Raw genomic sequence first — 19,643 nt, forward strand, 5'->3', positions numbered from 1 at the left:
CGAAAATGCCCGCAACACAAGTAAAAAAGAGCAAAGAACGGCATAGCCGTTAAGCTACACCGTTCCTTGCTTCAATGTTTTCCTAAGTCACCGCCGCATCGTGCAGCGGTCTTTTTTATTGGTAGAACCCGATGACGAAGTCCAGAAACTGCCGCGTCTGCCGGTTCACCGGCGCCCCGCGGCGACAGGCGGCGTACAGCCGTCTCTGTGCCCCATCGCCCGGCAGGACGAACGTCAGCAGCCGTCCCGCGTCACGGGCATCCTCCGCCGCCTTCTCCGAGATGATGGACACCCCCAGCCCGCCGGCCACCAGATTCTTGATGGACTCCTGATCGTTGAGCCGCGCCGTAATGGTCAGTCGGCTCTCCTCCACCCCCATCTGCTGGAAGTAGGCGTTGATACACTTCTTGCTGCCGCTGCCCTTCTCCCGCAGGAGCATCGGCTCGCGGCAGATGTCCTCCACGGTGACACCCTGCGCCGCCAACTGCCGGAAGTGTTCGTTCACCGGCGTGATGAGCACCATCCGGTCCTCGTAGAACGGCGTCAGCTCCAGCGCCTCCTCATGGATGCGCGCGCCAATGAGCCCCACATCGAAGCTGCCGGTCAGCAGTCCCTCGGCGATTCCCTCGCTGTCGCTCTGGAACACATGGAACTGCGGGGCCGGATGCTCCCGCCGGAACGCCGGCAGGATCTGGGGCAGGATGTAGGCCGACGGGATGGTGGACGCGCCGATGCGGATAACCTTCTCGTCCTCGTCGCTCCAGCTGCGCAGCAGGTCGTCCCGCAGGTGTACGATGCCGCAGGCGCAGGCGTACAGCTCCTGCCCCCGGGGCGTCACCTCGATGGACTTGGTGGTGCGCACGATGAGCCGCGAGCCGAACTCCTCCTCCAGCTGCCGGATGTGTGTGCTCACCGTGGGCTGGGAGAGGTACAGCTTCTCCGCCGCTCTGGTAAAGCTGCGGTACTGCACCACCGCGCAGAAGGACTGCAATTGCTTCAGTTCCATGCGTCCCTCCCGCTCAGCTCCCGCAGCGCCTTCAGCGCCGCGTCCACATGCGCCTCCGTGTTCTGCGGCCCGAAGGAGAACCGCACCGTACCGGTGGGATAGGTGCCCAGCACCTTGTGGGCGTTGGGCGCGCAGTGCAGCCCCACGCGGGTCAGCACACCGTACTCCCGTCCCAGCGCATCCGCCAGAAAGGCGGGGTCCATGCCCTCGCAGGCCACGGACACCACGGCGGCGCGTCCCTCCACGCCGTCCCGCCCCACGGCCCGCAGCTTCGGAATGTCCCGCAGCCCCTCCAGAAACCGGCCCGTCAGCGCCAGCTCATGACGGCGGATGTTGTCCATGCCCTGCTGCTCCAGCCACACCAGCGCCGCGTGCAGTCCCATGATCCCCGGCAGGTTCAGCGTCCCCGCCTCGAAGCGGTCCGGCATGAATGCGGGCACCTCCTCCAGATGGCTGACGCTGCCGGTGCCGCCGGACAGCAGCGGCTCGATCCGCCCCGTCAGCTCCGGCCGCAGCAGGAATCCACCGATACCCTGCGGGCCCAGCAGGCCCTTGTGTCCCGTAAAGGCCAGCGCGTCGATGTGCATGGCCTCCATGTCGATGGGAAACGTCCCCGCCGTCTGTGCCGTGTCCAAAATGAATACCAGGCCGTGGCGGCGGCAGAACGCCCCCATCTCCTCCGCCGGCATCAGCGTACCGCACACATTGCTGCCGTGGAGCATCACCACAGCCTTCGTCTCCGGCCGCAGCAGCTTCTCCGCCTCCTCCATGCGCAGGCTGCCGTCCGCGCCGCAGGGGATGCGGTCGAAGGTCACGCCCCTGCCCGCCAGCTGGACCACAGGCCGCATCACGGCGTTGTGCTCCATGGCGGACACCAGCACGTGGTCGCCGCTGCGCAGCAGACCCTTCAGCAGCACGTTCAGGCTCTCGGTGATGTTCTTGGTGAACACCACGTTGCGGCAGTCGGGGCCGTGAAACAGGCGGGTCAGCCGCTGCCGCGTGTCCAGCACCTGCTCCTCCGCCTGATACGCCTCGTCGTAGCCGCCGCGGCTGACGTTGCAGCCGCAGTTCTGCACATAGCCGCACATGGCCTCCGCCACGCCCTCCGCCTTGGGAAAGCTGGTGCTGGCGTTGTCCAGATAGATGCGCTCCATGGGTATCCCTCCCTTTTTCTCCCTTTTATCCTACCATCAATTTATTTAGAAATCAAATAATTTTAGTGGAATTATCAATAATTGCTATTAGACTTCCCCCCATGTCGGGTGGTAACATTAGGACACATTATATTGCCCATAACGAAAACAGAAAAAGGAGAAAAACACATGAATGTCAACCGCGAAAGATGGCAGATCGTCATCGCCGGACTGATGATCGGCGTCATCGCGTCACTGCTGGTCTACTTCGGCAACCCCTCCAACATGGGCTTCTGCATAGCCTGCTTCCTGCGTGATACCGCCGGCGGTCTGGGCCTGCACCGTGCCGCCGCCGTACAGTACATCCGCCCCGAGATCGTGGGTCTGGTGCTGGGCAGCTTTATCGTGGCCCTGTGCCGCAAGGAGTTCTCCGCCAAGGGCGGCAGCGCTCCCGTCACCCGCTTTGTGCTGGGCTTCTTTGTGATGATCGGCTGCCTGATGTTCCTGGGCTGCCCCTTCCGTATGATCCTGCGTCTGGCCGGCGGCGACCTCAACGCCCTGCTGGGTCTGCTGGGCTTCGCTCTGGGCATCCTGGCCGGCGTGTTCTTCCTGAAGCGCGGCTACTCCCTGAAGCGCACCTACACCCAGACCAGGCTGGACGGCTTCCTGTTCCCCGCCATTCAGGTGATCGTGTTCATCCTGCTGGTGGCGGCTCCCGCCTTCATTTTCTTCACCGAAGCCGGCGGCGGCCCCGGCGCCAAGCACGCTCCCATCCTCATCAGCCTTGCCGCCGGTCTCATTGTGGGCGCTCTGGCCCAGCGCACCCGTCTGTGCATGGTGGGCGGCATCCGTGACGTGGTGCTGTTCCGCGAGCCCAAGCTCATCATGGGCTTCGGTGCCATCCTCATCAGCGCGCTGGTCTGCAACCTGATCCTCAACGGTGTCACCGACGCCGCCTTCTTCCACCTGGGCTTCGCCGATCAACCCGTGGCGCACACCGACGGCCTGTGGAACTGCCTGGGCATGCTGCTGGTGGGCTTCGGCTGCGTGCTGCTGGGCGGCTGCCCCCTGCGCCAGCTGGTGCTGTCCGGCGAGGGCAACTCCGACAGCGCCGTGACGGTGCTGGGTCTGGTGGTGGGCGCTGCCTTTGCTCACAACTTCGGCCTGGCCTCCAGCGCCGCCGGCCCCACCGGTGCCGGTAAGCTCGCCGTGGTCATCGGCCTTGCGGCGGTGGCTCTCATTGGCTGCCTGAACACCTTTCAGAAAAAAGCATAAGGAGGACTTATTATGAAAACCATCGACGCACGCGGCCTTTCCTGCCCCGAGCCCGTGGTGCTGCTGCGCACCGCCATGGCCTCCGGCGAGGACAGCTATCAGATCATTGTGGACAACCACGCCTCCCGCGAGAACACCACCCGCTACGCCCAGCACATGGGCTATAAGGTCAACACCGCCGAAAACGGCGGTGAGTGGACGCTGACCTTCACCAAATGACCTATTTTGCCACATTTTTCTCCCACTTCGGCGCCACCCGCTATAAGCTCCTGTGCGACGGGCAGGGCATCTCCTGCCGCGTCATGCCGGTTCCCCGGGACCTCAGCAGCAGCTGCGGCACCTGCGTCCGCTGCGAGGAACGCTGGCTCCGTCCGGAGGGCGAGTCGGCGCAGGACGTGGAGCAGGTGGCGGCGTGGGACGGGAAAAGCTACACTGCGGTATATCACATCGACGAGACGGAGGGCTGACCATGGAAACGGAAGTCAAACTGACAAAGCTGGCATCCTGCGCCGGCTGCGGCGCAAAAGTCGGGGCCGGTACGCTGGTCCACCTGCTGGAGGGCTTCCGCACCCACAGCGACCCCCGTCTGCTGGTAGGCTATGACCGGTCCGACGACGCCAGCGTCTACTATCTGGACGAGAATACGGCGCTGGTACAGACCACCGACTTCTTCCCGCCGATCGTGGACGATCCGTTCCTGTACGGGCAGATCGCCGCGGCCAACGCCATCAGCGACGTGTACGCCATGGGCGGCGAGCCCAGGCTGGCGCTGAACATCCTGTGCCTGCCGGAGTCCATGACCGGAGAGATGGTGCAGGAGCTGCTGCGGGGCGGCTACGACAAGGCCTACGAGGCCGGCGCCATCATCACCGGCGGCCACACCATCCACGGCGCGGAGCCCATTTACGGCCTGGCCGTGTCCGGCTTTGTCCACCCCAAAAGGATCCTGACCAACAGCGGCGCTAAGCCCGGCGACGTGCTGCTGCTGACGAAGCCTCTGGGCGTGGGCGTCCTGACCACCGCCGCCAAGGCGGGGCTGGTGGAGGAGACGGTGATGCAGCGCATCTACCGCCAGATGGCCGCGCTGAACAAGACGGCCCGTGATATCATGGTCAAGTACCGCGTCCACAGCTGTACCGATGTAACGGGCTTCGCTCTGTTGGGCCACAGCTTCGAGATGGCACAGGGCAGCGGCTGTACCATTCACATCCGAACGTCCGATGTGCCGTACCACCCCGAGGCATGGGAGCTGGCGGACATGGGCTTCCTCCCCGCCGGCGCCTACCGCAACCGCGACTATGCCGAAGCGGGCGTCACCGTCCGCGGCGGCATCAGCCGCACCATGCAGGATCTGCTGTACGACCCCCAGACCAGCGGCGGCCTGCTGATGGCCGTGGCGGAGAAGGACGCGGAGGTCTGCCTGCGGGAGCTGCGGGACGCTATCCCCACCGCTGCCGCCGTGGGCTACGTCACCGAAAAACAGGACAGTTGGATCGTGCTGGAGTGAGATACCGCATGTCACGCGGCGCGGAACGCATGCCCTGTTGGGTAAACTTCGGAAATTTGCAGCCTTTTCGCGCTGAAACACGGCGCAAACTCCCCAAATACGCAAAAGAGACGGACGCAGCCGCGTCCGTCTCTTATTTCTTCATCATGAACCGTCAATTCCGCCGGTATTCCTTGGGCAGCTGCCCGAACTGCTCCTTGAAGGCCGCGGTGAATTTGCTCTGGCTCTCGTAGCCCACCTGCCCCGCGATCTCCGCCACACTGAGGTCCGTCTCCCGCAGCAGCGCCGCCGCCCGCTCCATCCGGTGCTCCTTCATGTGGGCCGCCAGCGAGCTGCCGTAGACCTCCTTGAACACGGTTTTCAGCGTGGTGGGGTTGATAAGATACCGGTGGGCCAGCTCCTCGATGGTGACGCGCCGGTCCATGTGCTGGGCCAGATCGTCGTGGATCTCGCGGATGATCTTCACCTGCTCCGCTTCTTCCCGCCAGCGGGGGCAGGCCACGTCCATCACCTGCTCGATCATCTCGTGGAGCAGGCGGCTCTGGGCCGCGTCGGAGGCGCGATAGTACACCTCCCGCCCCTCGCGGCGGCTGGACAGCAGGCCGCTGTCCTTCAGCACCCGCAGATGGTGGGATACGGCGGGGCTGGACATGTCCACCATGGCCGCGATGTTCACCACGCACTCCTCACAGTGGCACAGCAGCCAGAAAATGCGGATACGGTTGGGGTCCCCCAGCTGGCGGAAAATATCCGCGATATTCTGAAAATGCGCCCCGTCTCGGAGCAGCTCCTGCATGGCCGCCGTGTGGTTCTGTTCCTCCCCGTGGTCGTGGGGCAGGCCGGTATGTTCCATTTCTTTTCCTCCTTTTCGCCCGTTCGGAAATGGTTTTCGCCGCTTTGGGCATCTTCTCCCCGGCACCATTGACTTTTTCCCTTTTCCGCATTATACTACGGCCATGATGATTAAACAAGTACTTAATCTTTTATGTACACGAAAGGAGCATATCCCATGAAAAAGACCTATGCCATCGAAGTCGACTGCGCCAACTGTGCCAATCTGATGGAGGAAGCCGCCGAGAAGACCGAGGGCGTTGCCTCCGCCGTGGTCAACTTTATGACCCAGAAGATGATCGTGGAATTTGCCGAGGGCGCCGATCCCAAGAAGGTCATGAAGGACGTGCTGAAGGCCTGTAAGAAAGTGGAGCCTGACTGCGAGATCGAGCTTTGATCCACCCGGAGACGGGCGTCCCATCTGCACGGCAGGCGGGACGCCTCCCTTATGCCGTATCGCTTCCGCAATTTTGTGAAAGGAGCCCAGACCCATGACAAAAAAGCAGAAAAAGATGCTCATCCGCATCATCATCGCGGCGGTCATGCTGGCAGCGCTGCACTTTATCCCCGTCACCGGCTGGCTGCGGCTGGCGCTGTATCTGGTGACATACGTGGTCATCGGCTGCGACATTATGAAGAAGGCCGGACAGGGCATCCTCAACGGCCGCGTGTTTGACGAGAACTTTCTGATGGCCGTGGCCACCATCGGCGCCTTCGCTCTGGCCATCTATGAAAAGAGCGGCGACTACAATGAGGCCATCGCCGTCATGCTGTTCTACCAAATCGGTGAACTGTTCCAGAGCTACGCCGTGGGCAAGAGCCGCAAGAACATCAGCGCCCTGATGGACATCCGCCCCGACTACGCCAATATCGAGCAGGACGGCCAGCTGGTGCAGGTAGATCCCGATGAGGTGGCCATCGGCACCGTCATCGTGGTGCAGCCCGGCGAGAAGGTCCCCATCGACGGCGTCATCACGGAGGGCCGCTCCACCCTGAACACCAGCGCCCTCACCGGCGAGAGCCTGCCTCGTGACGCCCAGGAGGGAGACGAGATCATCAGCGGCTGCATCAACATGACCGGCCTGCTGAAGATCCGCACCACCAAGGAGTTCGGCGAATCCACCGTGTCCAAGATCCTGGAGCTGGTGGAAAACTCCAGCTCCCGCAAGTCCCGCTCCGAGGACTTTATCGCCAGGTTCGCCCGCATCTACACCCCCGCCGTGTGTTACAGCGCTCTGGCGCTGGCCATCCTGCCGCCGGTGATCCGGCTGGCGGGCGGCATGGACGGTCAGTGGGAGCAGTGGATCTACCGCGCCCTGACGTTCCTTGTTACCAGCTGCCCCTGCGCGCTGGTAGTCAGCATCCCCCTGAGCTTCTTCGCCGGTATCGGCGGCGCCAGCAAGGAGGGCATCCTCGTCAAGGGCTCCAACTATCTGGAGACGCTGTCCCGGGTGAAGTGTGTGGTGTTTGACAAGACCGGCACCCTGACCAAGGGCGTGTTCCAGGTCACCGCCGTCCACCACAATGAGATGGACGAGGCCAAGCTGCTGGAGTACGCGGCGCTGGCGGAGTGCGCCTCCTCCCATCCCATCAGCAAAAGCTTGCAGCGCGCCTACGGCAGGCCCATCGACCGCAGCCGTGTCACCGACATCCGGGAATTCAGCGGACACGGCGTCACCGCCAGAGTGGACGGCGCAGCCGTGGCCGCCGGCAACAGCAAGCTCATGGAACAGTTGGGCATCCCCTACCACGACTGCCACAGTGTGGGCACCATCATCCACATGGCGGTGGACGGCCAGTACGCCGGTCACATCGTGATCTCCGACGTGGTGAAGCCCCACGCCAAGGAGGCCATCGCCGTACTGCACAGGGCCGGCGTGGACAAGACTGTCATGCTCACCGGCGACACCAAGCGCGTGGCGGAGGCCGTGGCGGCGGAGCTGGGCGTAGACGAGGTGCGCAGCGACCTGCTGCCCGCCGACAAGGTCAGCAAGGTGGAGGAGCTGCTGGGCCAGCAGCGGGGCAAGGCCAAGCTGGCCTTCGTGGGCGACGGCATCAACGACGCCCCCGTGCTGAGCCGCGCTGACATCGGCATCGCCATGGGCGCCATGGGCAGCGACGCCGCCATCGAGGCCGCCGACATCGTGCTGATGGACGATGAGCCCATGCAGATTGCCAAGGCCATCAAGATCTCCCGCAAGTGCATCGGCATCGTGTACCAGAACATCGTGTTCGCGCTGGTCATCAAGTTCGCGTGCCTGGCTCTGGTGGCCATCGGTCTGGCGGACATGTGGGCCGCCATCTTCGCCGACGTGGGCGTCATGGTGCTGGCGGTGCTCAATGCCATCCGCGCCCTGCGGGTACACAACCTGTGAGCGATACCTATATATAAATAAAGGAGGGAACGCCCTGCGGCGTTCCCTCCTTTATTGGGGCCGGTCTGCGCACCACAGGGCTGCGGCGCATACAATGGCGTGCGGGGCAGTGCTCCGCAGACTGGACTCAGGAGGTCATTTCATGGCAACATTTACCAATCAAGCTACCCTCACCTACAACGGCGGCACCGCCAGCTCCAACATCACCACCGGCGAGCTGCTGGAGGTACTGACCGCCACGAAAACGGCGGTGGTGCCCACCTACCGCAGCGGGCGTCCCATCACCTATCTTATCACGCTGGTCAACGCCGGTACGGCGGACCTGACCGGTCTCGCCGTGGCCGACGATCTGGGCGGCTACACCTTCAACGGCGCCACGGTCTATCCGCTGGCCTACACCGCAGGCTCCGTGCGGTACTACCGGAACGGCGTTTTGCAGGCGGCTCCTGCCGTCACCGCCGGTCCGCCTCTGACCATCACCGGTATCACCGTGCCCGCAGGCGGCAGCACCGTCATCGCCTATGAGGCGGAGCCCACCGCTTTCGCACCCCTGGGCGCGGAGGACAGTGTAGTGAACACCGTCACCGTCACCGGCGCGGGGCTGCCCGATGCCGTGACAGCCACGGAGACGGTGTCCCCCGCCACAGGACCGGCGCTGACTATCAGCAAGGCCCTGTCCCCCACGGAGGTAGCAGCCAACGGGCGGCTGACCTACACCTTCGTCATCCAGAACACCGGCAATGCCGCGGCGGAGGCGGCAGACAGTCTGGTGGTGACGGATACCTTCGACCCGCGGCTCAGCGATCTGACGGTGACGCTGAACGGAACGGCCCTGACCGCGCCGACGCAGTACACCTACGATGCCGCCACCGGACAGTTCGCCACAGTGGCGGGCGTCATCACGGTGCCCGCCGCCACGTTCACTCAGAATGCCGCCGGCGCGTACAGCGTCAGTCCCGGCATCAGCACGCTGACGATCTCCGGCACTATCTGAGCCGAGCAGGACGCCCGTGAAAGCAATGAGAAAGGCCGCCCCGAATGGGGCGGCCTTTCTCATTGCACCTGCCGGACAGGTATACAGCATTATTCTCAGTATACATGGGAGCTTTGTTAAAATCAACACAAAATTTACATAAAATTAACACCAAAAAATTGTAAGTTTTTGCCCCTTGAAAGTCAAAAACGTAAAGCGTATAGTATGTAGCGAAGGTTCAATGCCGTGATAACGTTTTCGAAATGCGAAAATCGTCACTTTTAACTGTATTTTCTTTCATGATTTCCATTACGAAATCTTGTGATGAAATATCGGCGCGGCGCTAAGAACTTAACGCGAGAGGAGGCTTTGCCATGACACGTGAGGAGGCTGTTGAGCGGCTTTGTACCATCTACCAGAGCCAGTTCGACATCAACCGCTGCAGCGCGGAGCAGACGCCGCTGGCTGTCACCATGGACTTTTACGCGCTCAGTGACAAGTACGTTCTCTCCAAAAAGGCGAAGCTCTGGGAGGCCAAGAGCTTCGAGTATGTCTACGTGTTCAGCGTGCCCCATCTGACCAGGGATATCTACGAGTCCTGCGAAAAGATGGCGTATGAGCACGGCATGGCCCGTATCCAGCCGGGTCCCACCCATATGTATACGTACATCACCACGCTGTTCGTGTGCGACAGCTGTGATGAGGACGCACGGCAGGCGCTGATGCGCTGTAAGCTCTACAAGAGCTTCCGGATGTCCTATTGGGGCTGGATGGATTTTCATACCGCGCTGGTGGTCCTGCCCGAGGAGAAGGTCAGCACCAACCGCAGCGGACACAGTGCAGCGCAGGTCCTGAATCAGGGCCTGTTTCATAAGCAAAAGAAAAAACTGTTCAGAAAGGAGAGAGCTTTATGAATGCTGCTTTGTTCCTGATCATTGGCTGTGCCGTCCTGGTCGTAGGCTATATTTTCTACGGCGGTTGGCTGGCCAAGAAGTGGGGCGTGGACAACTCCCGTCCGACGCCTGCTCATACCATGGAGGACGGTAAGGATTACTGCCCTGCCAAGGCTCCCGTACTGATGGGCCATCACTTCTCCTCCATCGCCGGCGCCGGCCCCATCAACGGCCCCATCCAGGCCGCTGTGTTTGGCTGGGTCCCTGTGATGCTGTGGGTCCTGATCGGCGGTATCTTCTTCGGCGGCGTCCATGACTTCGGTTCTCTGTTCGCCTCCATCCGCCATAAGGGTGAGTCCATCGGCGAGGTCATCGGCGACGCTATCGGCGCCAAGGCTAAGAAGCTGTTCATCATCTTCGCCTATCTGACCCTGATCCTGGTGGTGGCGGCCTTCGCCTCCATCGTGGCCAACACCTTCAAGGCTACCTACACCGCTGACGGCGCTGTGGATCTGGCTGCTTCCGCCGCCAATGCCTCCACCGCCATCATCTCCATCATGTTCATCCTGATGGCCATCATCTTCGGCTTCTTTGTCTATCGCCGCAACGCGCCTCTGGGCATCTCCACTGTCATCGGCGTCATCGGCATCGCGGTCTGCATGGTCATCGGCCTGAACTGGCACCCCATCTATCTGAGCTACACCGTGTGGATGATCATCGTGGGTCTGTACATCGCTGTGGCCTCCGTCACCCCCGTGTGGATCCTGCTGCAGCCCCGTGACTACCTGAGCTCCTTCCTGCTGTACGGCATGATGATCCTGGCTATCGTGGGTATCATCGGCGCTCATCCCGTGGTGGATATGCCCGCCTTCACCGGCTTCTATGACACGCTGGCTCCCTCCGGCACGTCTCTGGGCTACATGTTCCCCGCTCTGTTCGTGACCATCGCCTGCGGCGCTGTGTCCGGCTTCCACTCCCTGGTGGGCTCCGGCACCACCTCCAAGCAGCTGGATCAGGAGAAGGACGCCAAGCCCATCGCTTACGGCGGCATGCTGATCGAGTGCGCTCTGGCTCTGATCTCCGTCTGCGCTGTTGGTTACATCTGGGCTTCCTATGCTGACGGCACCACCACGACGCCTACCGTCGTGTTCGCCACGGGCCTTGCCTCCATGTTCTCCAAGGTGTTCGGCAGCGGCTGCTACAACGCCGTGTACTCCATGCTGATCCTGGCTGTGTCCGCGTTCTGCCTGACCTCTGTGGATACCGCTACCCGTCTGGCCCGCTACATGTTCGCTGAGTTCTTCGTGGAGCCTGGTAAGACCCGCGAGGACCTGACCGGCTGGAAGCGCGTCATCACCAATCCCTACGTTGCTACCGCCATCACTGTGGTGGCCGGCGTGGCTCTGGGCCTCACCGGTTACGCCAAGATCTGGGCTCTGTTCGGCGCTGCCAACCAGCTGCTGGCTGCTCTGGGTCTGCTGGCCGTGTGCTGCTGGCTGGGTAAGATCGGCCGCAACAACAAGATGTTCTACTTCCCCATGTTCTTCATGCTGATCGTGACTCTGACCTCTCTGGTGTTCACCATCAAGGCTCAGATCGTCGGCATCATGGCCGGCGGCGACGGTGTGGCATGGTTCTACATCCGCGGCATCATCGCTGTTCTGCTGGTCATCCTGGCCATCGACCTGGTGGTGGAGGGCATCCGTGCTCTGAGCCGCAACGCCAAGGCAGCGGCTGCCAAGTAAAACAGCATTTCCTCACCATTTCACTTCTCAGACAAAGGGTCTCCGCATGGCGGAGACCCTTTGTCACGTCCTGCGGAAAATGCCGTCCGTCAGCAGGAGGCTCCCCTCCCTGCTTGCATACGGACGGCATTTCCGCTATAATAGGGCTACTGCAAATGAGCCAAGGAGGACCCCATATGAACCGAAAAAGATGGATCGCGCTGCTGCTGGCCATGGTGATGGCGCTGGGCCTCGTGGGCTGCGGCGGCAAGACGCCGGACGCCGCGCCCGACCCTGAGCCGGATCAGAGCACAGACGGCGCCGTTACCGTCACCGATATGATCGGCCGCGAGGTCACTGTCATCCCCGGCAGCTATCAGCGTGTGGTGTGCATCGGCGCAGGGGCCCTGCGGATCTACAGCTACGTGGGCGATGCGGCGCTGCTGTGCGGCGTGGAGGACATTGACAACACCACGCTCTCTGAGCGGCCCAAGATGTTTGACAACGTGGCGCGGCCCTACGTGATGGCCTACGGCGACGTGTTCGCCCAGCTGCCCTCCTGCGGCGTGGGCGGCCCCAACGCCCAGGCGGCGGAGGCGGAGAAGATCCTCGCCTGCCAGCCGGACATCATCATCTCCGAGTACAAGGACGTGGAGAAGGCCGACGCCCTGCAGGAGCAGGTGGGCGTGCCGGTCATCACCACCAGCACCGGCCCCGACGGCGTATTTGACGATGCCTTCCGGACCTCCCTGCAGCTGCTGGGCCAGCTGTTCGGACGGCAGGAGCGGACACAGGAGCTCATCGCCTTCATCGACAGCCAGACTGCGGAGCTCACCAGCCGCACTGCCGGTGTGGCGGATGAGGACAGGCCCGGCGTGTACATCTGTGGGCTGGGCAACTGGGGCACCACGGACCATCTGATGACTTCCCAGAGCTACGCCGCGTTCCGCGTGGCCAACATCCGCAATGTGGCCACGGACCTGGGCAAGGACGGTGTGCAGCCCATCGAGGCGGAGAAGTTCGCGGCGCTGGGCGACAGCATGGACATCATGATCCTGGACGCGGCGGCGGTGAAGAACATCGCGCCGCTGTATCAGGAGGACCCCCGCCTGTTTGACGGCTGCAAGGCCTGGGAAAACGGGCAGGTCTATCTGGAGATGGCCTACAACGCCTACTACACCAACCACGAGATCGCGCTGGCCAACGCCTGGTACGCCGCCAAGGTGGTGTATCCCGACCTGTTCGCCGATGTGGACATGACCGCCAAGACCAATGAGATCACCCGGATGTTCCTGGGTCAGGAGCTGGCGAAGCAGATCTTCGCCTGCCCCTCCAGCTTCGGCGGCTATCAGCAGATCGACACCGCAGCGTTCTTCAGCTGAGCGTAAAAAAACACCTCCTGTCTCGGCAGGAGGTGTTTTTTTACGTTTTTTTCTGCCGCGTCAGCATCCGCACCGCGTATTTCAGGAACATCCGCACTGCGGGGGACAGGTCTGCTTTGGAGTGGAGGGCGATGCCCAGTGTGATGGAGGCGGGCGGGTCCACCGGCAGCATCACGATGTCGCAGACGCGCCTCTCGGTGATGAGCTTATTCATGACGCTCATACCCAGCCCCTGCTCTACCATGGACATGGCGGAGAGGCTCTCCAGCGTGGTGAACTGCACGTTGGGCACGATACCCGTCCGGTGGAACAGGGCCATCAGGTCGTCGTCGCAGCCCTTGGCAGGCATGATGAACCGGTCCACGGCGCAGTTGGCCAGTGGATAGGCTTTGGCGCGGGCAAGCGGGTGGTCCTTTGGCAGCAGGGCCAGCATGGGATCCTCCGCCAGGGGTATCCAATCGTAGGGCATGTCCTCCTGATAGCTGAGGAAGCCGATATCCGCCGTGCGGTCGTCCAGCCACTGGGCCACCTCCTGCCAGATGCCCTCCAGCAGGTTCACATGTATCTGCGGGTAGTCCCGCTGGAACGCGCCGATCACCGCCGGCAGCCAGTGGGTGGCGATGCTGGAATAGGCCGCGATGTTGACGCTGCCGATGAGCAGGCCGTTCATCTCCGCCGACAGCTCGAAGATGCGGTCCTCCTGCCGCAGGAACTTGCGGATGGCAGGCAACAGCAGACGTCCGTTCTCCGTCAGGCTTACGCCCTTGGTATTCCGGCGGAACAGCGGAAAGCCGAGCTCCTTCTCCAGCGCCGTCACCAGTTGGTTCACGCCGGAGGGCGTGTAGCTCAGGGCCTCCGCCGCTTTGGAAAAGCTGCCGGTATCCGCTGCCACCACAAAGGCTCTGCACCGTGCCGTCTCCATGGTCGTCCCTCCTGTCGTGTCGTTTTTCTGATTGTACTATACCACCGCGGAAACCGCAAGTGCCGCCTGCGTCCGCGGTAAAAAAGCCGCTCCGCAATGGCGGCTTTTTTATGCTTCCTGCCTATTGCACGGCGGTGGGGCGGCAGGGTACAATGGAAAAAAACGGAAAGGACTCACGCCTATGAATACCCGTAAGCTCACCCGTACCGCGCTGTTTGCCGCACTCACCGCCGCAGGCGCGTTTATCCGCATTCCGCTGGGATACTCCTCCATCACGCTGCAATTCCTCTGCACCGCTATGGCCGGATGCCTGCTGGGCCCCGCCTACGGCGCGGCCAGTCAGGCGGTGTATGTGGCGCTGGGGCTCATCGGCCTGCCAATCTTCACCCAGGGCGGCGGGCTGTCGTACCTGATGCAGCCCACCTGCGGCTTCCTCATCGGGCTCATCCCCACGGCGTGGCTCATCGGCCTGCTGACGGCCAAGCGGGAGCTGCGGCCCCTGCGGACGGCGGCGGCGTGTCTGGCGGGCCTCGCCATGCTGTATGCCGTGGGCCTGCCCTACATGGCGGTGATCCTCAACGGGTACATGGGCAAGGGCATGGATGTCTCCGCCATCCTATGGGCCGGTATGCTGCCGTTCCTGCCCGGGGACATGCTGAAGATCGCCGTCACCGCGCTGCTGGCCCCCCTGCTGCAGAAGCGTCTGTCAGCTGCGTCATAAGCGTCTGGGCGAAGGCTCGGGCGTGAGACGCCTTTTCGCCGTCCATGAACACGGTACCGTAGCCCATGTGGCGCTCCTCCAGACTGCCCAGCCAGCGCATACCGGTATGGCGGCACCAGCGGCGCATCCCCTCCGCAAAGAGGTCTGTCCCCTTCTCCGACCGGTAGCCGCAGGTCAGCACCGCCGCCATGGGCTTGCCCGCCAGCAGCGCAGGGCCCTTGCCACGCGGGCCGTAGTACTTGTCCATGGCGTAGACCAGCCGGTCCAGCGCCGCCTTCACGGGGGCGGTGCAGTACCAGGAGTAGATGGGCGTGGCCAGCAGCGTCAAGTCGCTTCGGAGGATGCTGTCAAATATGGGCTGCATGTCGTCGTCCAGAACGCAGGCGGGCGCCTCCCAGTCCTGCTGACAGCCCAGACAGGCGCGGCAGCCCTCGATTTTCAGGTCGTAGAGGTCGTAGATCTCCGCCGCGTGGCCCGCCTGACGCCACGTCTCCAGCAGCGGCATCAGCAGTGCGCGGGTGTTGCTCTTGGCGCCCCGCGGGCTTCCGAACAGTACGGTCATTCTCATGGCAGTCCCTCCTCTATTATCGTGAGACCCCCGTGCCGCCTCAGCGGCACGGGGGTCTTTTCCTCTATACACAGGATAGCACACCGCGCATGGCGGCGCAAGAGGACGTCAGCGCTTGAACACGCCGAACAGTCCCTTCTTCTCGCAGGGCGCGGAGGAGACTTCCTTCACCTCGTAACCCGTATCCTTGATGGCGGCACGCAGCGCCGCCTCGTCCACCGGCTGCTCCGACAGGATCACCGTCTCACCTCTGGTGTGGGAGGACGTGACCTTCTTCACGCTGCAGGTGCGGCGCACCACATCGTTGATGTGGCTCTCGCACATGCCGCAGGCCATACCGTCGATCTTCAGAATCGTTTCGATCATGATGATACCTCCAATTTGAAAACACGAATTTGAAATGTGTCAAGACCTCCGGCTGCCGCCGGAGGTCTTGCACGGTTATCCCTTGTGCCCGCCATGGCACTCACCGTGCATGGCACAGTGCGCGCAGCCGGCACCGCAGGAGTTTTTTCCCGCCTTCTTCTGACGCAGCAGGTATCTGACGATGAGGAATACGATGACGATCAGTAAGGCACAAATCAATATGGTGGCAAGGTTTGCCGCGATCCAATCCAGCATGAAAATCACTCCTTTGCTTGTAAATCAGGGTCGCTCAGGTCATCAGACTCTGGCGCTGAGCTTGGTGGCCTCCTTGTAGGGGCGGACCAGCATGTAGATCAGGCCGGCCAGCAGGATGACCGCCACGATCACGCCCAGAACGTTGGCGCTGCCGGTGAAGAGGTTGCCGAACTGGTTGATCATCAGGGCGATGACATAGGCGAAGCCGCACTGATAGCCGATGGCGAACCAGGTCCACTTGGCGTTGTTCATCTCACGCTTGATAGCGCCGATCGCCGCGAAGCAGGGAGCGCACAGCAGGTTGAACACCAGGAAGCTGTAACCGGTGATACCGGTAAACGCTGCAGCCATAGCGTCGTAGACGCTGCCGTCGCCGCCGCCGTACAGGATGCCCAGAGTGCCGACGATGTTCTCCTTGGCCACCAGACCGGTGATGGAGGCCACGGTAGCCTGCCAGTTGCCCCAGCCCAGAGGTGCAAAGATCCAAGCGATGGCGCCGCCGATGGCAGCCAGAATGGAGGAGTCGATCTCGGACTCATCCAGCATGCGGAACGTACCGTCCACCCAGCCGAAGTAGGTGGTGAACCACACGAAGATGGTGGACAGAAGGATGATGGTACCGGCCTTCTTGATGAAGGACCAGCCGCGCTCCCACATGGAACGGAGCACGTTGCCCAGAGTGGGCCAGTGGTAGGCGGGCAGCTCCATAACGAAGGGAGCGGGGTCGCCGGCAAACATTCTGGTCTTCTTCAGCATGATGCCGGAGATGATGATGGCAGCCATGCCGATGAAGTAAGCGGAGGTGGACACGATGGCGCTGCCGTTGAACAGGGCGCCGGCGATCATGGCGATGAAGGGCACCTTCGCGCCGCAGGGGATGAACGTGGTGGTCATGATGGTCATACGACGGTCACGCTCATTTTCAATGGTACGGGAGGCCATAACACCGGGCACACCGCAGCCCACGCCGATGAGCATGGGGATGAAGGACTTACCGGACAGGCCGAACTTGCGGAAGATACGGTCCAGAACAAAGGCGATACGAGCCATATAGCCGCAGGCCTCCAGGAAGGCCAGCATCAGGAACAGCACCAGCATCTGGGGAACAAAGCCCAGAACGGCGCCGACACCGGCCACGATACCGTCAAGGATCAGGCCGCTCAGCCAGTCAGCCGTACCGGAGGACTCCAGCGCGTCGCCGATCAGAACAGGGATACCGGGGACCCACACGCCGTAGTCGGCGGGGTCGGGCTCGTCAAAGCCGTTCTCATTGAGGTAAGCCGCAGCGTCCACGTAGGTGACGCCAATGGTGGTGTCCTCATCGGCGCCGTCAGGGATGGCGTCGTAGTAGGCGGTCATGGTATTGATCGCCAGAGTCTCCTCGTCCTCCACGTCCACCGCAGCGGTGGCGTTGCTGTCGGAGGTGAAGGCATTCACCTGAGCCAGAATGGCATCAGCATCGAAGTCTTCCGCCTCGGTGTCGATCTCAATGCCCAGGAAAGCTTCCACAGCCTGCACAGAGGCGGTGTACTCATCGCTGGCATCGTTGTAGGCGCTGGAGCCGATGCCCAGCAGGTGCCAGCCGTCGCCGAACACGCCGTCGTTGGCCCAATCGGTAGCGGGGGCGCCCACGGCCACCATGGCGATCCAGTACACCAGGAACATGACCAGTGCGAAGATGGGCAGGCCCAGCCAGCGGTTGGTCACGATGCGGTCGATCTTATCGGAAGCGGACAGCTCGCCTTTGGCCTTCTTCTGCTTGTAGCAGCCCTTGATGATCTGGGCGATATAGACATAGCGCTCGTTGGTGATGATGCTCTCCGCGTCGTCATCCAGCTCCTTTTCGGCGGCCTTGATGTCCTCCTCGATGTGGCCCATGACGGTGGCGTCGATCTTCAGCTGCTCCAGCACCTTGTCGTCACGCTCGAAGATCTTGATGGCGTACCAGCGCTGCTGCTCCTCGGGCATATTATGTACGGCTGCCTCCTCAATGTGGGCGATGGCGTGCTCCACGGGGCCGGAGAAGGTGTGCATGGGGATGGTCCTGGTGTTGCCGGCAGCCTCCACAGCAGCCTCTGCGGCGGCCATGACGCCGTCACCCTTCAGGGCGGAGATCTCCATCACCTTGCAGCCCAACTCGCGGCTGAGCTCAGCCACGTTGATCTGGTCGCCGTTCTTGCGGACCACGTCCATCATATTGATGGCGATGACAACGGGGATACCCAGCTCGGTCAGCTGAGTGGTCAGGTAGAGGTTGCGCTCCAGGTTGGTACCGTCAATGATGTTCAGGATGGCATCGGGGCGCTCATTGATCAGATAGTTACGGGCAACCACTTCCTCCAGCGTGTAGGGGGACAGGGAGTAGATGCCGGGCAGGTCCATGATGACCACGTCCTCGTGCTTCTTCAGACGGCCCTCTTTCTTCTCCACGGTGACGCCGGGCCAGTTACCAACGAACTGGTTGGAGCCGGTCAGCGCATTGAACAGCGTGGTCTTACCGCAGTTGGGGTTGCCCGCCAACGCGATCTTGATTTGTTTTTCCATATGTCTCTCCTTTCGGTTAGTTTAACTTAACCATGACTCACAAAAATCACTCGACCTCGATCATCTCGGTATCCGCCTTGCGCAGGCTCAGCTCATAGCCGCGGACAGTGACCTCCATAGGGTCGCCCAGAGGCGCTACCTTGCGGACGTAAACTTCCACGCCCTTGGTGATGCCCATGTCCATGATCCGGCGCTTGACGGGGCCTTCGCCGTGGAGCTTTACGACTTTGGCAGTCTCGCCGATCTTCACTTCACGTAACGTTTTCATTGTTGTTCTCTCCTTCTATGTGTTTTTTATGGACTTATTCATACCATGATCTTGCGGGCCATTTCCTCGCTGATGGCCACACGGGCCTCCTTCACCTTGACGATGATGTTGCCGCTCATGGACGCCACCACCGTGGCGGTCCCGCCGGCCACAAAGCCCAGATCCTCCAGATGCTTCTTGACCTCCGGAGAACCGCCCACCTTGAGGATCAGATTCTCCGTTCCCACATCTGCCAAAGCCAAAGGCATCATGTTATTCCCTCCGTTTTCTACGGTTAGTCTGCACTAACCTGTGTCTGAAAAAGAATGGCTGTCACTGCCGCCATTTATACAGGAGGTTAGCCATATCTAACCAGCGGAGATAGTTTAGTACATCTAACCGCTTTTGTCAAGCCCCTGTTATCAATTTTTTTCGCCCCTTGCAAATTTGGTTAAACTGTGTTAACGTATAGGTACTCTGAAACGGAACGTTGGTGAATTTTATGCAGATACTGAGGGCGTCTGAGGATTACCTGGAGGCCATGCTGATGATGCAGAAGGAGCACGGGTATGTCCGCTCCATCGACATCGCAGAGAAGCTGGGCGTGACGAAGCCCAGCGTGACGTATGCCACCAAGCGGCTGCGGGAGAACGGGTACATCACCATGGATAAGGACGGGCTCATCACCCTGACGGAGCAGGGGATGTCCATCGCCTCCAGCATGCTGGACCGGCACCAGACGCTGACCCGCTTCCTGATGGCACTGGGCGTGGATCGGGAGACGGCGGAGGCCGATGCCTGCAAAATGGAGCACGACATCAGCCAGACCAGCTTCGAGGCCATCTGCCGCCATGCGCGGGACCACCTGTAAGAGATGCGGAAAGGCGCCTTTGCACGTGCAAAGGCGTCTTTTTTTTGCGT

At 61.8% G+C, this 19,643-nt stretch carries 22 protein-coding genes; 12 read left to right on the top strand and 10 right to left on the bottom strand.

Features of this window, described 5'->3' with window-relative positions:
- Window positions 1-115 precede the first annotated feature (115 nt).
- Together ACZM22_RS09500 and ACZM22_RS09505 are read right to left on the bottom strand one after the other, a co-directional pair.
- Entirely contained in the window at window positions 116-1,006 is an 891-nt protein-coding gene (locus tag ACZM22_RS09500; RefSeq protein WP_489543883.1) for a selenium metabolism-associated LysR family transcriptional regulator, read from the bottom strand.
- Window positions 997-2,160 carry an aminotransferase class V-fold PLP-dependent enzyme gene (locus tag ACZM22_RS09505; RefSeq protein WP_484424118.1) on the bottom strand — a complete coding sequence of 388 codons (1,164 nt, stop codon included), beginning with the start codon at window positions 2,158-2,160 and terminating at the stop codon, window positions 997-999. The genes ACZM22_RS09500 and ACZM22_RS09505 overlap by 10 nt, the downstream gene beginning before the upstream one ends.
- A gap of 168 nt (window positions 2,161-2,328) precedes the next feature.
- Between ACZM22_RS09505 and yedE the strand changes: the two genes are divergently transcribed.
- Genes yedE through selD form a run of 4 tightly spaced genes read left to right on the top strand, consistent with a single transcriptional unit; the run spans window position 2,329 to window position 4,921 of the window.
- Entirely contained in the window at window positions 2,329-3,414 is a 1,086-nt protein-coding gene (yedE, locus tag ACZM22_RS09510; protein ID WP_489543884.1) for a YedE family putative selenium transporter, read from the top strand.
- A 12-nt stretch (window positions 3,415-3,426) separates the two neighbouring features.
- Entirely contained in the window at window positions 3,427-3,633 is a 207-nt protein-coding gene (locus tag ACZM22_RS09515; protein WP_483267741.1) for a sulfurtransferase TusA family protein, read from the top strand.
- Window positions 3,630-3,881 (top strand): putative Se/S carrier protein, encoded by a 252-nt coding sequence (locus ACZM22_RS09520; protein ID WP_483267740.1) that lies wholly within the window; start codon window positions 3,630-3,632, stop codon window positions 3,879-3,881. The genes ACZM22_RS09515 and ACZM22_RS09520 overlap by 4 nt, the downstream gene beginning before the upstream one ends.
- A 2-nt stretch (window positions 3,882-3,883) precedes the next feature.
- Window positions 3,884-4,921 carry a selenide, water dikinase SelD gene (selD, locus tag ACZM22_RS09525; RefSeq protein WP_489543885.1) on the top strand — a complete coding sequence of 346 codons (1,038 nt, stop codon included), beginning with the start codon at window positions 3,884-3,886 and terminating at the stop codon, window positions 4,919-4,921.
- Between the two features lie 154 nt (window positions 4,922-5,075).
- On the opposite strand, the gene ACZM22_RS09530 is transcribed toward selD, so the two are convergent.
- Window positions 5,076-5,774, bottom strand: coding sequence for a metalloregulator ArsR/SmtB family transcription factor (locus tag ACZM22_RS09530; RefSeq protein ID WP_483267738.1), 699 nt, complete (start codon window positions 5,772-5,774; stop codon window positions 5,076-5,078).
- A gap of 156 nt (window positions 5,775-5,930) precedes the next feature.
- Between ACZM22_RS09530 and ACZM22_RS09535 the strand changes: the two genes are divergently transcribed.
- From ACZM22_RS09535 to ACZM22_RS09560, 6 genes are all read left to right on the top strand, one after another.
- Window positions 5,931-6,149 (top strand): cation transporter, encoded by a 219-nt coding sequence (locus ACZM22_RS09535; protein ID WP_489543886.1) that lies wholly within the window; start codon window positions 5,931-5,933, stop codon window positions 6,147-6,149.
- 94 nt (window positions 6,150-6,243) lie between these two features.
- Window positions 6,244-8,127 (top strand): heavy metal translocating P-type ATPase, encoded by a 1,884-nt coding sequence (locus ACZM22_RS09540; RefSeq protein WP_489543887.1) that lies wholly within the window; start codon window positions 6,244-6,246, stop codon window positions 8,125-8,127.
- Between the two features lie 142 nt (window positions 8,128-8,269).
- Entirely contained in the window at window positions 8,270-9,121 is an 852-nt protein-coding gene (locus tag ACZM22_RS09545) for a hypothetical protein (protein ID WP_489543888.1), read from the top strand.
- 353 nt (window positions 9,122-9,474) lie between these two features.
- Window positions 9,475-10,014: a DUF8052 family protein gene (locus ACZM22_RS09550; RefSeq protein WP_484424111.1), complete on the top strand. Its 540-nt coding sequence runs from the start codon at window positions 9,475-9,477 to the stop codon at window positions 10,012-10,014.
- Complete coding sequence (locus ACZM22_RS09555; protein ID WP_489543889.1) at window positions 10,011-11,738, top strand: carbon starvation CstA family protein; 1,728 nt, start codon at window positions 10,011-10,013, stop codon at window positions 11,736-11,738. Before ACZM22_RS09550 ends, ACZM22_RS09555 begins: the two co-directional genes overlap by 4 nt.
- Before the next feature lie 176 nt (window positions 11,739-11,914).
- Window positions 11,915-13,099 carry an ABC transporter substrate-binding protein gene (locus tag ACZM22_RS09560; RefSeq protein ID WP_483267732.1) on the top strand — a complete coding sequence of 395 codons (1,185 nt, stop codon included), beginning with the start codon at window positions 11,915-11,917 and terminating at the stop codon, window positions 13,097-13,099.
- Window positions 13,100-13,139: 40 nt separating this feature from the next.
- Here the strand turns inward: ACZM22_RS09560 and ACZM22_RS09565 are convergent, their stop codons facing one another.
- Window positions 13,140-14,021, bottom strand: a complete 882-nt coding sequence (locus tag ACZM22_RS09565) for a LysR family transcriptional regulator (protein WP_484437434.1) — start codon at window positions 14,019-14,021, stop codon at window positions 13,140-13,142.
- Window positions 14,022-14,202: 181 nt separating this feature from the next.
- Between ACZM22_RS09565 and ACZM22_RS09570 the strand changes: the two genes are divergently transcribed.
- Window positions 14,203-14,742 carry a biotin transporter BioY gene (locus ACZM22_RS09570; protein ID WP_483267730.1) on the top strand — a complete coding sequence of 180 codons (540 nt, stop codon included), beginning with the start codon at window positions 14,203-14,205 and terminating at the stop codon, window positions 14,740-14,742.
- On the opposite strand, the gene ACZM22_RS09575 is transcribed toward ACZM22_RS09570, so the two are convergent.
- From ACZM22_RS09575 to ACZM22_RS09600, 6 genes are all read right to left on the bottom strand, one after another.
- Window positions 14,690-15,310 carry a flavodoxin family protein gene (locus tag ACZM22_RS09575; RefSeq protein WP_489543890.1) on the bottom strand — a complete coding sequence of 207 codons (621 nt, stop codon included), beginning with the start codon at window positions 15,308-15,310 and terminating at the stop codon, window positions 14,690-14,692. The two genes, ACZM22_RS09570 and ACZM22_RS09575, sit on opposite strands and share 53 nt — an antisense overlap.
- A 108-nt stretch (window positions 15,311-15,418) precedes the next feature.
- A complete protein-coding gene (locus tag ACZM22_RS09580; RefSeq protein ID WP_489543891.1) occupies window positions 15,419-15,676 on the bottom strand; it encodes a heavy-metal-associated domain-containing protein in 258 nt (85 codons plus the stop codon).
- A 75-nt stretch (window positions 15,677-15,751) separates the two neighbouring features.
- Window positions 15,752-15,931, bottom strand: a complete 180-nt coding sequence (locus tag ACZM22_RS09585; RefSeq protein WP_483267727.1) for a FeoB-associated Cys-rich membrane protein — start codon at window positions 15,929-15,931, stop codon at window positions 15,752-15,754.
- A gap of 42 nt (window positions 15,932-15,973) precedes the next feature.
- Complete coding sequence (gene feoB / locus ACZM22_RS09590; protein WP_489543892.1) at window positions 15,974-18,475, bottom strand: ferrous iron transport protein B; 2,502 nt, start codon at window positions 18,473-18,475, stop codon at window positions 15,974-15,976.
- Between the two features lie 46 nt (window positions 18,476-18,521).
- Window positions 18,522-18,743: a FeoA family protein gene (locus tag ACZM22_RS09595; RefSeq protein ID WP_482680495.1), complete on the bottom strand. Its 222-nt coding sequence runs from the start codon at window positions 18,741-18,743 to the stop codon at window positions 18,522-18,524.
- A gap of 38 nt (window positions 18,744-18,781) precedes the next feature.
- Entirely contained in the window at window positions 18,782-18,994 is a 213-nt protein-coding gene (locus ACZM22_RS09600; RefSeq protein ID WP_489543893.1) for a FeoA family protein, read from the bottom strand.
- Between the two features lie 230 nt (window positions 18,995-19,224).
- Here ACZM22_RS09600 and ACZM22_RS09605 point away from each other — a divergent pair, with 230 nt between their 5' ends.
- On the top strand, window positions 19,225-19,593 hold the full coding sequence (locus tag ACZM22_RS09605; RefSeq protein WP_484437429.1) for a metal-dependent transcriptional regulator: 369 nt from the start codon (window positions 19,225-19,227) through the stop codon (window positions 19,591-19,593).
- Window positions 19,594-19,643 lie beyond the last annotated feature (50 nt).

The sequence above is a fragment of the Vescimonas sp. genome (assembly GCF_057856985.1).

What these genes read in the sequence shown, in the direction of transcription:
- ACZM22_RS09575 (WP_489543890.1), bottom strand. Translation starts at nt 15,310, where the DNA reads ATGAGAATGACCGTACTGTTCGGAAGCCCGCGGGGCGCCAAGAGCAAC.
- ACZM22_RS09595 (WP_482680495.1), bottom strand. Translation starts at nt 18,743, where the DNA reads ATGAAAACGTTACGTGAAGTGAAGATCGGCGAGACTGCCAAAGTCGTA.
- ACZM22_RS09580 (WP_489543891.1), bottom strand. Translation starts at nt 15,676, where the DNA reads ATGATCGAAACGATTCTGAAGATCGACGGTATGGCCTGCGGCATGTGC.
- ACZM22_RS09550 (WP_484424111.1), top strand. Translation starts at nt 9,475, where the DNA reads ATGACACGTGAGGAGGCTGTTGAGCGGCTTTGTACCATCTACCAGAGC.
- ACZM22_RS09545 (WP_489543888.1), top strand. Translation starts at nt 8,270, where the DNA reads ATGGCAACATTTACCAATCAAGCTACCCTCACCTACAACGGCGGCACC.
- ACZM22_RS09540 (WP_489543887.1), top strand. Translation starts at nt 6,244, where the DNA reads ATGACAAAAAAGCAGAAAAAGATGCTCATCCGCATCATCATCGCGGCG.
- ACZM22_RS09515 (WP_483267741.1), top strand. Translation starts at nt 3,427, where the DNA reads ATGAAAACCATCGACGCACGCGGCCTTTCCTGCCCCGAGCCCGTGGTG.
- ACZM22_RS09535 (WP_489543886.1), top strand. Translation starts at nt 5,931, where the DNA reads ATGAAAAAGACCTATGCCATCGAAGTCGACTGCGCCAACTGTGCCAAT.
- ACZM22_RS09560 (WP_483267732.1), top strand. Translation starts at nt 11,915, where the DNA reads ATGAACCGAAAAAGATGGATCGCGCTGCTGCTGGCCATGGTGATGGCG.
- ACZM22_RS09570 (WP_483267730.1), top strand. Translation starts at nt 14,203, where the DNA reads ATGAATACCCGTAAGCTCACCCGTACCGCGCTGTTTGCCGCACTCACC.
- ACZM22_RS09605 (WP_484437429.1), top strand. Translation starts at nt 19,225, where the DNA reads ATGCAGATACTGAGGGCGTCTGAGGATTACCTGGAGGCCATGCTGATG.
- ACZM22_RS09520 (WP_483267740.1), top strand. Translation starts at nt 3,630, where the DNA reads ATGACCTATTTTGCCACATTTTTCTCCCACTTCGGCGCCACCCGCTAT.
- ACZM22_RS09505 (WP_484424118.1), bottom strand. Translation starts at nt 2,160, where the DNA reads ATGGAGCGCATCTATCTGGACAACGCCAGCACCAGCTTTCCCAAGGCG.
- feoB (WP_489543892.1), bottom strand. Translation starts at nt 18,475, where the DNA reads ATGGAAAAACAAATCAAGATCGCGTTGGCGGGCAACCCCAACTGCGGT.
- ACZM22_RS09500 (WP_489543883.1), bottom strand. Translation starts at nt 1,006, where the DNA reads ATGGAACTGAAGCAATTGCAGTCCTTCTGCGCGGTGGTGCAGTACCGC.
- ACZM22_RS09585 (WP_483267727.1), bottom strand. Translation starts at nt 15,931, where the DNA reads ATGCTGGATTGGATCGCGGCAAACCTTGCCACCATATTGATTTGTGCC.
- selD (WP_489543885.1), top strand. Translation starts at nt 3,884, where the DNA reads ATGGAAACGGAAGTCAAACTGACAAAGCTGGCATCCTGCGCCGGCTGC.
- ACZM22_RS09530 (WP_483267738.1), bottom strand. Translation starts at nt 5,774, where the DNA reads ATGGAACATACCGGCCTGCCCCACGACCACGGGGAGGAACAGAACCAC.
- ACZM22_RS09555 (WP_489543889.1), top strand. Translation starts at nt 10,011, where the DNA reads ATGAATGCTGCTTTGTTCCTGATCATTGGCTGTGCCGTCCTGGTCGTA.
- yedE (WP_489543884.1), top strand. Translation starts at nt 2,329, where the DNA reads ATGAATGTCAACCGCGAAAGATGGCAGATCGTCATCGCCGGACTGATG.
- ACZM22_RS09565 (WP_484437434.1), bottom strand. Translation starts at nt 14,021, where the DNA reads ATGGAGACGGCACGGTGCAGAGCCTTTGTGGTGGCAGCGGATACCGGC.
- ACZM22_RS09600 (WP_489543893.1), bottom strand. Translation starts at nt 18,994, where the DNA reads ATGATGCCTTTGGCTTTGGCAGATGTGGGAACGGAGAATCTGATCCTC.